Origin of the sequence: Actinomadura kijaniata (assembly GCF_014138665.1) — a bacterium.
Taxonomy (GTDB): domain Bacteria; phylum Actinomycetota; class Actinomycetes; order Streptosporangiales; family Streptosporangiaceae; genus Spirillospora; species Spirillospora kijaniata.
On the sequence record NZ_JACJIA010000006.1, the window covers coordinates 454,313 to 465,919 of the forward strand.

10 protein-coding genes are annotated in these 11,607 nt (G+C 73.5%); 3 read left to right on the forward strand and 7 right to left on the reverse strand.

From position 1 onward, the window contains the following. Positions 1 to 18: 18 nt before the first annotated feature. Entirely contained in the window at positions 19 to 2,343 is a 2,325-nt protein-coding gene (locus tag HNR61_RS24920; RefSeq protein ID WP_182845573.1) for a thiamine pyrophosphate-binding protein, read from the reverse strand. Positions 2,344 to 2,676: 333 nt separating this feature from the next. On the opposite strand from HNR61_RS24920, the gene HNR61_RS24925 reads away from it, so the two are divergent. After that, positions 2,677 to 3,021, forward strand: coding sequence for an RNA polymerase-binding protein RbpA (locus tag HNR61_RS24925; protein ID WP_182845665.1), 345 nt, complete (start codon positions 2,677 to 2,679; stop codon positions 3,019 to 3,021). 182 nt (positions 3,022 to 3,203) lie between these two features. Here HNR61_RS24925 and HNR61_RS24930 read toward each other — a convergent pair whose 3' ends face one another. The 6 genes from HNR61_RS24930 to kamD form a co-directional block, all read right to left on the reverse strand. Beyond that, on the reverse strand, positions 3,204 to 3,737 hold the full coding sequence (locus HNR61_RS24930; protein ID WP_182845574.1) for an FxsA family protein: 534 nt from the start codon (positions 3,735 to 3,737) through the stop codon (positions 3,204 to 3,206). 102 nt (positions 3,738 to 3,839) lie between these two features. Further along, positions 3,840 to 4,592, reverse strand: a complete 753-nt coding sequence (locus HNR61_RS24935) for a polyprenol monophosphomannose synthase (protein ID WP_084000577.1) — start codon at positions 4,590 to 4,592, stop codon at positions 3,840 to 3,842. A gap of 5 nt (positions 4,593 to 4,597) precedes the next feature. Then, on the reverse strand, positions 4,598 to 6,235 hold the full coding sequence (gene lnt, locus HNR61_RS24940) for an apolipoprotein N-acyltransferase (protein WP_312898083.1): 1,638 nt from the start codon (positions 6,233 to 6,235) through the stop codon (positions 4,598 to 4,600). Between the two features lie 654 nt (positions 6,236 to 6,889). Further along, positions 6,890 to 7,285, reverse strand: coding sequence for a 3-aminobutyryl-CoA ammonia lyase (kal, locus tag HNR61_RS24945; protein WP_067828077.1), 396 nt, complete (start codon positions 7,283 to 7,285; stop codon positions 6,890 to 6,892). Beyond that, positions 7,282 to 8,142, reverse strand: a complete 861-nt coding sequence (kamE, locus tag HNR61_RS24950) for a lysine 5,6-aminomutase subunit beta (RefSeq protein ID WP_084000578.1) — start codon at positions 8,140 to 8,142, stop codon at positions 7,282 to 7,284. Before kamE ends, kal begins: the two co-directional genes overlap by 4 nt. After that, complete coding sequence (gene kamD / locus HNR61_RS24955) at positions 8,139 to 9,755, reverse strand: lysine 5,6-aminomutase subunit alpha (RefSeq protein ID WP_182845575.1); 1,617 nt, start codon at positions 9,753 to 9,755, stop codon at positions 8,139 to 8,141. Before kamD ends, kamE begins: the two co-directional genes overlap by 4 nt. 272 nt (positions 9,756 to 10,027) lie before the next feature. Here kamD and HNR61_RS24960 point away from each other — a divergent pair, with 272 nt between their 5' ends. Continuing rightward, entirely contained in the window at positions 10,028 to 10,792 is a 765-nt protein-coding gene (locus tag HNR61_RS24960; RefSeq protein ID WP_182845576.1) for a bestrophin-like domain, read from the forward strand. Between the two features lies 1 nt (position 10,793). After that, a complete protein-coding gene (locus HNR61_RS24965; RefSeq protein WP_182845577.1) occupies positions 10,794 to 11,408 on the forward strand; it encodes a hypothetical protein in 615 nt (204 codons plus the stop codon). The last annotated feature ends 199 nt before the right edge of the window (positions 11,409 to 11,607 follow it).

The following is an 11,607-nucleotide window of genomic DNA, read 5'->3' on the forward strand; positions in this document are numbered from 1 at the left end:
GGGCCGCCGCCCCCACGCTCAACCCGCCAGATCCAGCGCGGCGCGCACGATGCCGTCGGCGTCCAGGCCGTGCTCGCGGTACAGATCCTCGATCGCACCGGACTGCCCGAACCCGGTCACCCCCAGCGCACTGGTGGCGACCCGGTTCACGGTCGCCAGGAACGCCAGCGTGTGCGGGTGCCCGTCCAGCACGGTCACCAGGGGCGTGGCGCGCTCGGCGGGGAACACCTGGTCCAGCACCCACGAGTCGGCCCGCTCATGCCCCTGCCGGGCACGCACCGCCCGGTACAGCAGATCGGGGCTGGTCACGCACACCACGTCGGCGGGCACCCCCACCCGCTCCAGGCGCTCGGCCGCGGCCAGCGCCTCCGGGACCACCGCCCCCATCGCGGCGATGGTCACCGCGGGCGCGGCCGCGCGCCGCAGCGGATAGGCGCCCGCCACCACCTGACGGCGGCGGCGCTCACGGGCGGCGGAGTCCTCCGGCACCGCGGCCAGCGACTGGTCGACCGGCCGCGTGGACAGCCGCAGGTAGGCCGAGGTCCCGTCCGGCCGCCCCAGCCGCGCCAGGCTCGCCAGCAGCACCCACTCGGTGTCCAGGGCGAACGCCGGCTCGTAGGTGACACACCCCGGCTGCTCCAGCCCGATCGACGGCGTCTTGATCGACTGGTGGGCGCCGCCCTCCGGCGCCAGCGTCACCCCCGAGGGCGTGCCGACCAGGATCGACTGGCCACCCGCGTAGATCCCGAACGACCACGGCTCCAGCGCCCGCTCCACGAACGGGTCGTACAGCACCCCGATCGGCAGCAGCGGCTGCCCCCACCGGCTCCAGGTCGCCCCCAGCTCACCCAGCAGACCGACCAGGTTGACCTCGGCGATCCCCAGCTCGATGTGCTGCCCCGAGGGCGTCTCCCGCCAGTGCAGGATCGTCTCGGCGTCGTCGGCGAACCAGTCGGGCCGCTCGGTCGTCGACCACACCCCCACCTTGTTCACCCAGCCGCCCAGGTTCGTGGAGGAGCTGACGTCCGGGCTGACGGTCACGATCCGCCGCGCCGCCTCGGGAGCCTGCCGCGTCAGGTCCAGCAGGGTCCGGCCGAGCGCCGCCTGCGTGGTGACCGTGCCCGACGGGGTGCGGCCGGTGTCCGATGGCACCGACGGCGCCGGCACCGCCTCCAGACGATCCCGGCGCAGACGCCCGGCCGTCTCCGCGCACAGCTCCGCCGCCGCGCCGCCCTCGGGCAACGCCCGCCACGGATCGTCCAGATCCGCGCCCACCCGCCCGGCCAGCTCCCGCATCTGCTCCTCGGTCAGCAGGGCCGAGTGGTTCTGCGGATGCCCCCGGGTCGCCAGCCCGTAACCCTTGACGGTGTAGGCGAACACCACCGTCGGACGCGTGTCGTCGATCGCGGAGAACGCCTCGTCCAAAGCCTCCAGGTCATGCCCGCCCAGGTTCGCCACGGCCTCCAGCAGCGTCGCGTCGTCCACGCCCGCCACCAGCCCCGCGATCGCCGCCGCACCGGGCCCGCGCCCGGGCAGCCGCTCCCGCAGCTGCGCCGCGTCGCACCGCAGCAGACGCTGGTACTCGGGATTGGGCATCGCGTCGATGCGCCCGCGCAGCTCCGCCCCGCCCGGCCGCTCGAACAGCTCCCGCACCAGCCGCCCGTACTTCACGGTGATCACCTGCCAGCCCGCGGCGGCGAACATGCCCTCCAGGCGGTCGGCGGCGATGTTCGGCACCACCCGGTCCAGGGACTGCCGGTTCAGGTCGACGACCCACACCACCTCGCCCAGCTCGCCGACGGCCGGGTCCAGCACCGCCTCCCACACCGCGCCCTCGTCCAGCTCGGCATCGCCCACCAGCGAGTACTGCCGGCCGTCGCCGCCTCCCCCGACGGCGGCGTTCAGGTACCGGCGCGACAGCGCGCCCCAGATCGGAGCGGTCGCGCCGATGCCCACCGACCCGGTCGAGTAGTCCACCGGATCGGGGTCCTTGGCCCGGCTCGGATAGCTCTGCAGCCCGCCGAACTCCCGCAGCCGCGTCAGATAGGACGCGTCCAGCTCGCCCAGCAGATGGTTGATCGCGTGCAGCACCGGCGAGGCGTGCGGCTTCACCGACACCCGGTCCCCCGCCCGCAGGTGCCGGAACCACAGCGACGTCATGATCGACACCATCGAGGCCGACGACGCCTGGTGCCCGCCCACCTTCAGCCCCGACGGGTTGGGGCGCACCCGGTTGGCGTGGTGGACGATCGCGGTGGAGAGCCACAGCACCCGGTTCTCGATCTCACGCAGAACGGCCAGGTCCGCCGCCCCGCTCCGCGGTTCCCGCACCGCACCGGTCATCGTCAGGCCCCCTTCCGGGCAGTCGTCGTTCACCTCGGCGCGAAGTCAAGCAGCGCGACGCGTTCCTGCCCAGCCGCGCCGGAACGCGTTGAGCGGACTGCGCAGTTTTTCCCCGTCTACGGGGCGGAACGCGCGCGAAATGCGCAACCACTCCTGTTCATCCTCAGGCAGGACATCATCACCACCCCCTCCTTTACCTTGTAGATCAGCTCCACACGACCTGTGGCGAACGGTGAAAATTTCGCGTTAGAACAGGGTCCACTCGGGGAATCTTGTGACGGTATCCAGCGTTGGTGAGGGCAGAACCGCAAGCCGTCTGGGAGGCACGTGACGATGGCCGAGCGCGCACTTCGCGGCACCCGACTCGGAGCGACGAGCTACGAGAACGATCGCAACACCGATCTGGCCCCACGGCAAGAGGTGGACTACACCTGCACCAAGGGCCATCGGTTCACCGTGACGCTCGCCGCCGAGGCCGAGGTGCCGATGACGTGGGAATGCCGCAGCTGCGGCGCCACGGCCCTGCGGGTCGACGGTGAGCTGCCGCAGACCAAGAAGGGCAAGCCGCCGCGGACCCACTGGGACATGCTCATGGAGCGGCGGACGATGGAGGACCTGGAGGAGGTTCTGGCCGAGCGGCTGGAGATCCTGCGCGCGGGGCGCAGGAGGACAGCCTGAGCGGGGAGCGGCGAGACACGACCGGCTGAGGTCGGGCGAGACCGACGTGAGCGGGGCTCGGACCGGAAAGGTCCGAGCCCCGCTCACGTCGTCCCACGTCGTCCCACGTCGTCCCACCCGCCATCCCGCGGCGCGCCCCCACCCACGGGTCCATGCGGCGCAGGTTCGCCCGTCAGCGCCCGTCAGGGGGCCGCGGGGCGGTCGTCGTCGCGGAGCACCTCACCCTGCACGACCGGTCCCCGGGGCTGCCGGGCGTCGGCGGGACGGCCCCCGAACGGGTCGAACACCTCGAACGGACTCCCGGCCGCCCCCGCCCCCGGCGGGAACAGCGGCCCGCGCGCCTGCGCGGCCTTCATCCGGCGGGCGCCGTAGGCCAGCAGCGTCCGCCGCACCAGCGGACGCGTGAACGGCAGCACGAACAGGAACCCGAACAGGTCCGTCACGAAGCCGGGCGTCAGCAGCAGCACGCCGCCGACCAGCACCAGGGCCGCGTCGGCCAGTTCCCGGTCGGGCATCGCGCCCCGGCCGAAGGTCTCCTTCAGGGCGTTCCAGGCGCGGCGGCCCTCGCGGCGGACGATCCAGCCGCCCAGCAGGCTCTCGGCCAGCAGCAGCGCCACCGTCCACCAGCCGCCGATCACCTGCCCCACCTGGATGATCACGTAGATCTCCAGGATCGGCATCAGCAGGAACGCCAGGACCATCACCAGCGGCAGCATGACTCTCGTTTTCCGGTCGGCGGAGATGTCTTCACCGGTGACAACGCCGCGGGCCCCTAGTTCGTTTCCAGGCGCCCCACCCGGCGTCGCGGCCGGCCGCGTTCAGCGGCGGCGGCCGCCCCGCAGCCGCGCCATGCGGTCCGACACGCCCCACCGGGTGACGTTGAGCATGGCCTCGGCGACGATGTCGCGGCTCATCTTGCTGGTGCCGTGGACGCGTTCGACGAAGGTGACCGGCACCTCCACCACGCGCAGGCCCTGCCGCAGGGCGCGGCGGGCCAGGTCGATCTGGAAGCAGTAGCCGCGCGAGTTGACGCCGTCCAGGCCGATCTTCTCCAGGGTCGCGGCGCGGAACGCGCGGTACCCGGCGGTGGCGTCGCGCAGCGGGGTGCCCAGCATCAGCCGCACGTAGGTGTTGCCGCCCCGGGAGATCAGCTGCCGCGACAGCGGCCAGTTCTCGGTCTTGCCGCCCGACACGTAGCGGGCGCCGATGACCAGGTCGGCGTCCTGCAGGGCGGTCAGCAGCCGGGGCAGCTCCTCGGGCTGGTGGGAGCCGTCGGCGTCCATCTCGACCATGACGTCGTAGCCCCGCTCCAGGGCCCAGCGGAACCCCGCGATGTAGGCGGCGCCCAGCCCGTCCTTGGCGGTGCGGTGCATCACCTTCACCTGGGAGTCGGCGGCGGCCATGGCGTCGGCGAGCTCACCGGTCCCGTCGGGGCTGTTGTCGTCGACGACCAGCACGTCCACCGCCGGGACGGCCGCGCGTACCCGCCCGACGATCTTCTCGACGTTGTCCCGCTCGTTGTAGGTCGGGATGATCACTAGTACCCGGCCGAGCGCGGCTGGGATGTCCATCGGTGTCAATTCCCCTCGTTCTTCCTGCTGCTGAAGCCCGCGACCCCCGCGGCGAGGACGGCCAGCACGGCCAGCGTCCACTCGGGCTTGGCGCCCAGCCGGTCGGCGAGCGTACGGGACGTGCGGGCCGGAACCCGCGCCACCTGGATGTCGGGAACGAACTCCCGCGACCGGGCGATCATGCGGCCGTCGGGGGCCACGATCGCGCTGACCCCGCTGGTGGCAGCTACCAAGATCGTACGACCGTGCTCGACGGCCCGCAGCCGCGACATCGCGATCTGCTGCGGCGGGAGGCTGGTCTTGCCCCAGGTGGCGTTGTTGGTCTGCACGACCAGGATGTTCCCGCCGGCGACGTCGCGCACCTCTTTGTCGTAGGCGACCTCGAAGCAGATGACGTCTCCGACGGTCACCGGCCCCAGTCTCATCACGCCCGAGCGGGTGCCCTTGGCGAAGTCGCGCGGGATGCGCTCGAACCGGGTGATGAGCTTGGTGAGGACGTCGCGGAACGGCAGGTACTCCCCGAACGGCACCGGATGCCGCTTGACGTAGTAGTCGCCGGGGCCGGTCCGCGGGTCCCACACGATGCCGCGGTTCTCGACCTTGGTTCCGTCGGGGGTGTCGACCAGCGCGCCGACCAGGACGGGGACGCCGACGTCGCGCACGGCGTCGTCGATGGTCCGGCGGGCGTCGGGCTCGGTGTAGGGGTCCAGGTCGCTGGCGTTCTCGGGCCAGACGACCAGTTCGGGGCGGGGCACCTTCCCGGCGCGGACCTGCGCGGCCAGTTCGTGGGTGCGCCGGGCGTGGTTGTCGAGGACGGCCTTGCGCTGGCCGAGGAAGTCCAGGCCCAGGCGGGGCACGTTGCCCTGGATGACGGCGACGGTGACGGTCCTGCCGTCGGTGGGCACGGGGATCAGCAGGCCGCCGCCGACGACCAGCGCTCCCCCGGCCGCCGCGGCGGCCACGCGCACGAGGTGGGGCCCGCGGGCGCCGGTGGCGCGGGCGTTCCAGGCGGCCAGGGCGGCGTAGGCCAGCAGCCCGCCGAGCAGGGCCGTCAGGAACGTCACCAGCGGCGCGCCGCCCAGGGAGGCGTAGGGGGTCAGCGGGGTGGAGGTCTGGCTGAACGCCAGCCGCGCCCAGGGGAACCCGCCGAACGGCACGTGCCCGCGCACCAGCTCCTCGGCGACCCACAGCCCGGCGGTCCACAACGGCCAGGCCCGCAGCCGGTGCACCAGCGCGATGCCCGCGCCCAGCGGAGCGAGGTAGAGGGCCTGGACCAGGCTGAGCAGGATCCACCCGTCCGGGCCGATCTTGATGATGCCGGTGAGCACCGGCAGGAAGAACGCCGCGCCGCACAGGAACCCGAGCCAGGCGCCGGTGCGGGCGCGCACGCCGCGCAGCGCCAGCGTGAACACCGCCACGCCGGCGGGCGCGAGCGGGGTCAGGTCCAGCGGCGGGAACGCCAGCCACATCAGCAGCCCGGCGACGATCATGGCGGGAACGCGGACCCGGAGGGCGCCACCGGTGCCGTCGGCGCCGCCGGCACGGCGGGCGCGGCCCGGCCGCCACAGGCCGGCCAGAGGTCCCCGGCCCCGCGCCGGGGGCTCGGCGGCCGTCGGCCGTTCCGGAAGGGTGTCCTGCGCCACCGTGGCTCCTTGTCGTGTGCACCGTCCTGGCGCAGACGCTACCGGTCCGGCGGGGCGGATACGACCTTGGGCCCTTGCCGAAAGGCCTGTCCCGGCGGCGGAAACGACGTGAACGCGGCCCGAACAGGGCCCGAACACCGCGTCACCACCGCGCGGGGGCGCCCGGGCGTCGGCGGGGTGGCGGGGTGGCGGGGGGCACGGAGAAGGGCCCGTGACATCCGTCGGGCCGGAGTGGTCCCACAGGCGGTGGGAGCGCAAGCTCCGTTTTCTACTGGATGTCCGGGCCCTTTCCCGGGTCCAACCCCCCGCCCGATCGGGCGGCTCCCCCCGGACGCGGCGGCAGTGCACCACCCCTGGCTCGGACGGCGCGCGCGGTGGGCGGCGCCGTCTCGGCGCGGCACCTGGCGGCGTACCGGGCGGCCGATCGGTGAGTCCCGTGCTGGACTGCAGCAAAACTACCCAGTTCCCCGTCCTTGTCAACCGCCGCATGGTCTGCGGTGACCCGTTGTTTACGCTGCTCAAGCCCGTGATCAGGGGCGGAGCGCGGATTTCGCGGCGGGCGGGGCGGACGGCGCCGGGACGCTCCCCCGCAGGTCGGCGGGGGTCGACGGGTGGGGCGGGTGGGGCCGGTGGGGTCCCGGCGCCGGTCCGGTGTCAGCGGGCGGGGTCGGGGACCACGACGGTGCCGGTGGCGGTGACCGCCACGATCGGCTCGTCGAGGACCTCGGCGGCCGACTCGCCCTTGTCGGGGCGGCCCCGGCACACCACGCGCGCCTCCAGCTCCAGGGTGCGGCTGCGGCGGCCCACCCGGGTGACCACGGCGGTGACCTCCAGCACGTCGCCGGCCCGTACCGGCGCACGGAACTGCACGTCGGAGTAGGAGGCGAACAGGCCCTCGTCGCCGTCGGTGCGGATGCACACCTCGGTGGCCACGTCGCCGAACAGGCCGAGGGCGTAGGCGCCGTCGACCAGGTGGCCCGCGTAGTGGGCGTGGGCGTAGGGGACGTAGCGGCGGTGGGTGACCCGCAGCCCTTCGCGGGGGTCGCTCACGGGGTCTCCTCTCCCTCGGCGCCGTCGGTCTCGCGGACGGCGTCGGTGATCGTGTCGGCGGGCAGCAGGGCGTGCGCGATGTAGGAGGCGACCTCGGCGGGGGTGGTGCCCTTGCCGAAGATCCGGTCGACGCCCAGGTCCTCGGGGGTGACGGTGTCGAAGCGTGGCCCGCCGACCACCAGCAGGGGGCGGCCCATCCCGGCGGCGACGGCGGTGGGGTACTCGGCGTGGAACGCCGCCGCCATCTGCTTGGTGTTGTGCAGGTGGGCGTTGCGCTGGGTGACGACCTGGGAGACCAGCACGGCGTCGGCGTCCTCGGCCTTGGCGCGTTCGACGAGCTCGGCGACGGTGACCTGGGCGCCCATGTTCACCACCTGGATCTCGCGGTAGTACTCCAGGCCCTTCTCCCCCGCGAAGCCCTTGACGTTGAGGATCGCGTCGATGCCGACGGTGTGGGCGTCGGTGCCGATGCAGGCGCCGACCACCACCAGCCGCCGGTTCAGGGCGCGGCGGATGGCGAGGTTGACCTGCTTGGCCGTCAGCAGGGGGTACTCACGTTCGGGCGGGACGGGGATGCCCGCGTAGTCGATCAGGTGGTTGACGCGGCCGTAGACGATGAAGAACGTGAAGTCCGGCCCCATCGGCTTGGAGTGGACCACGCTGGCGGGTTCCAGGCCCATCTTGCCGGCCAGTTGCAGCGCGGCGGCCTCGGCGCGCTTGCCCGCCGGGACCGGCAGGGTGAACGACATCTGGACCATGCCGTCCCCGGTGGTGTCGCCGTAGGGGCGGATCACCTGGCGGGTGTCGGCGGGCTGCGCGGGGGCCCCGGCCTGGTTCAGCGGGCTGTCGGTCCTCACGCGGGCACCTCCTTCTTGTCCGGCTCGAGCCGCTCGGCGCGGTCGGCGTGCGGGTCCTCGGCGTCGAGGATCTCGATGGCGGGGTTGAGGTAGCCGGGGGCGCGCTCCACCACGCCGTCCAGGCCCTTGCCGCCGTCGGCGGGGCGGCGGGTGACGCCGAAGGTGCCCTCGGCGATGGCGGTGAGCAGCCCGTCGTCGTTGATCTTCTCCAGCAGCTCGATCGACTCCGACAGCACCTGGCGGGCGCGCTGCACGACGAACCCGTCGGGGCGGGGGACGAAGTCCTCGGCGAGCCCGGCGCAGGCGTCGCGGACGTAGCGGACGTTCTCCAGCGCCAGGTCGCGGTCCGACAGCCAGGGGGTGTGGATGCCCTCGGTCATCATCCCGATCAGGATGATCGACTGGCCGGTCATCACCCCGGCCAGGTTGAAGAACGCGTCCAGCAGGTACCCGGCGAAGATGTTGCCGGTCATGTGCTTGGTGGGCGGCATGTACTTCAGCGGCGCGTCGGGGAACAGCTCGCGCACCAGCTGGGCGTGGGCCAGCTCCAGCCGGAACGAGCCGGGGATCGCCGGGTTGATCTCGAAGGCGTGGCCGAGGCCGAGCTGGTCGTCGCGCAGCCCCGCCTCGTGGCCGAACCGCTCGTTGAGCAGCTGGCTGACGACGACGGTGTGGGCGGCGTCGACGGCGTCGGCGGTGGTGAGGTAGTTGTCCTCGCCGGTGTTGATCACGATGCCGGCGCGGGCGTGGATCTGCCGGGAGAACCGCTGGTCGATGAAGGTCCGGCGGGGGTTGATGTCGCGGAAGATGATGCCGTACATGCAGTCGTTGAGCATCATGTCCAGGCGTTCCAGCCCGGCCAGCGTGGCGATCTCGGGCATGCACAGGCCCGAGGCGTAGTTGGTGAGGCGCACGTACCGGCCCAGCTCGCGGGACACGTCGTCCAGGGCGGCCCGCATCAGGCGGAAGTTCTCCTGGGTGGCGTAGGTGCCCGCGTACCCCTCGCGGGTGGCGCCCTCGGGGACGAAGTCCAGCAGCGACTGCCCGGTGGAGCGGATCACCGCGACGACGTCGGCGCCCTCCCGGGCGGCGGCCTGGGCCTGCGGGATGTCCTCGTAGATGTCGCCCGTGGCCACGATCAGGTAGACCCACGGCTGGGCCGGGTCGCCGACCTCGCGCAGCAGCCGGTCGCGTTCGGCGCGGCGGCGGTCGATCCGGGCGATGCCGGAGCGGGCCGCGCCCCGGGCGGCGCCGGTGGCCAGCGTCGCGTCCGAGCCGGTCGGGATCCGGAACGAGATCCGGCCGCGCGCGGCGTCGCGGGCCAGGTGCGCCAGCGAGGCGTGCGGGCCGCGCGCCAGGGCGTCCCAGACCGGCAGGGCGACGCCGTGTTCGAGGCCTACCTGGTCGCGGACGGTGTCCACCAGGTGGTTGACCCACGGGCGGCCCTCGCTGTCGGCGCCCTGCAGCCCGGCCAGCCGCAGCAGCGCCCGCTCCACCGAGACGGTGGTGTGGGTCCGGGCCATCTCGATGATCGGCTCGGCGGCGCGGGCCGCCAGCCGGCGGGCCCGCCGCACCACCTCCGGGTCCAGATCGAGCTTGCGCTGCGGCGCCATTGCCGCCTCCCCTCGGATCCCGCCCGGCCAGGCAGGCCGAACGATTTTCCACATCAAGACCGCGTATACGCGAGATCTTCCACTATCGATACGGCATCACACAAGAAGCTCTTTTTCGCGACCGAGGGCGGCGGGCCGGGCCGCCACACCGCGATCACCATCCGGTAACACCACTCCACGGCGACGCTATGTGAAAGTACAATCACGTTAAGTCGCGGCCCCGGACCCCGTCCCCAATCTCCCCGCCGTGCCGGGGCCAGGAAAAGAGGGTCATGCTCGTCTATCTGCTCGCCGCCGCCTGCGCGGTCGGCGTCGTTCTCATCGCCGCCCGGCTCCTCCGCCGGGGCAGCGACGACGACAAGCCCGACGGCCCCTCCGCCGGGCACGCCGGTTCCATGATCTCGGCGCTGTTCCTGCTGGCGTTCGCGGTGGCGATCGTGGTGCCGTGGACCGCCGCCGACTCCGCCCGACTCAACACCCACACCGAGAGCCGCGCCATCGCCGAGGCCGCCTGGAGCGCCAAGCGGCTGGCCGCCGCCGACGCCGCCCGCTTCCAGGCGGGGCTGACCGACTACACCCGCTTCGTCCGGGACTCCGAGTGGCCGCTGATGGCCGACGGGAGGCTCAGCCCCGACGGCTGGACCCGGCTGGAGAAACTGCGCCGCGACGCGCAGGCGCTGCCCACCAAGGACGGCGACGACGAGGGCAAGGACGCCCGCACCGCGCTGCTGGACCACATCACCGCGATCACCACGGCCCGGCAGCAGCGCGCCATGGACGCCCGCACCTCTCCCCCGCCCGGGCTGCTGGCCATCACCGCCCTCACCGGGCTGATGGTGATCCTGCTGCCGTTCCTGGCGGGCGCGCGGCCGCGCGGCATGACGCTGCTGCCGCTGACGCTGATGGCCGCGCTGCTGGGCGTCGGCGTCTGGCTGTGCCTGGACATCACGCACGTGTTCACCGGAGCCCTCGCGGTCGGGCCGGACGCCTTCAACGGCGTGCTCACCGAACTGCACCGCCTGTCCGCGGGAGGCTGACATGCGGCCCGCGCTCGTTCTGGCCCTGTCGTTCGCCGGCGGCGTCGCGCTGCTGCCGATGTCCGCCACCACCGCGCACACCGATCCGGACGTGTGCGTGGAGGTGGCGGGCGTGGTCAGCGTCGTGATCTCCGACAGTGGCGACTGCATCTGCGTCCCCTCGCCCGCACCCTCCCCCACGCCGACCTCCACCCCCACTCCCGCTCCGACTCCCACGCCGACCCCCACACCGGAGCCGCCGCCCCCACCTCCACCGCCGCCACCGCCACCACCGCCGGAGCCGGAGCCGGTCCCGCCGCCGCCACCGCCGGAACCCCGCCCCGAACCACCCGTCGCCCTTCCGCCGGCCCCGCCGCCCCGGCCGGTGTCGCCGAGGCCGCGTCCGGTCGCCGTGCCGCCCGAGGCCCCGCCCGTTCCGGTGCCGCGCCCGCCCGCCCGGCCGCCGGAACGCTCGGTCCCCGCGCCGCCCGCCAAGCCCCGGCTGGTGGCCCGCCACGAGGCCCACCGGCGGAAGGCGGTCGCGCCCCGCCGCGAGAACCCGCTCAGCGCGCCGCTGGTGCTGGTGGTCCTCTCCGTCGTGATCAGCGCGGGCACCGCGATCGCGTTCGCCCGCTGACGGGACCCGGGGCTCCTCCGCACCCGCCGCCGCGGAGGAGCCCCGGCCCCCGGCCCGCTCCCGCCCTCGGCCCGCTTTCGCCCTCGGCCCGCTTTCGCCCTCGGCCCGCTTTCGCCCTCGGCCCGCTTTCGCCCTCGACATCACCGGCACGCCGCAGTCGGGTGGCGCGGCGGTCGGGCGGATGTGACCCGCCGTGCGG